Source organism: Bradyrhizobium sp. CCBAU 11361, from assembly GCF_028128935.1.
Taxonomy (GTDB): domain Bacteria; phylum Pseudomonadota; class Alphaproteobacteria; order Rhizobiales; family Xanthobacteraceae; genus Bradyrhizobium; species Bradyrhizobium niftali.
Map to the genome: position 1 here is coordinate 1 of NZ_LBJZ01000045.1, position 380 is coordinate 380.

At 67.1% G+C, this 380-nt stretch carries 1 protein-coding gene; it reads right to left on the reverse strand.

From position 1 onward, the window contains the following. Positions 1–380 (reverse strand): hypothetical protein (locus XI08_RS09750; protein WP_271574255.1); only part of this gene is annotated, 380 nt, incomplete at both ends.

Sequence of the window (380 nt, forward strand, 5' to 3'; positions counted from 1 at the left end):
GCCGCTCCTCCTCATGGACCACCGCCACCGCGTCCGGCGCACGGCGCACCTGCGCCTCGAACAGCTCGTGGATGCACTGCTGCTCAGGATACGTCACCGCCGTCCGGTTCAGTTCCTCCAGCAGATAGGCGCGCTCGGCAGCTGGCAGAATGTCCAGCTCCCGCACTGGCATGTCCGGCGCCCGCTCCAACGCCTCCGACAGCTGCTCGAGCGCCCGCTGCATGTAGCCGCAGATCCGATCCGCAGAGATAGGCTCCGCCACCTGCGCCGTCAGACCGAGCGCCTCGCCAAAATCCTCCACCGACAAGGTCAGCGGATAATTGGTGCGCTCCTCCCCGCCCAGCCATTCCACGCCCACCAGACTGTCATCGGTTGCGGTG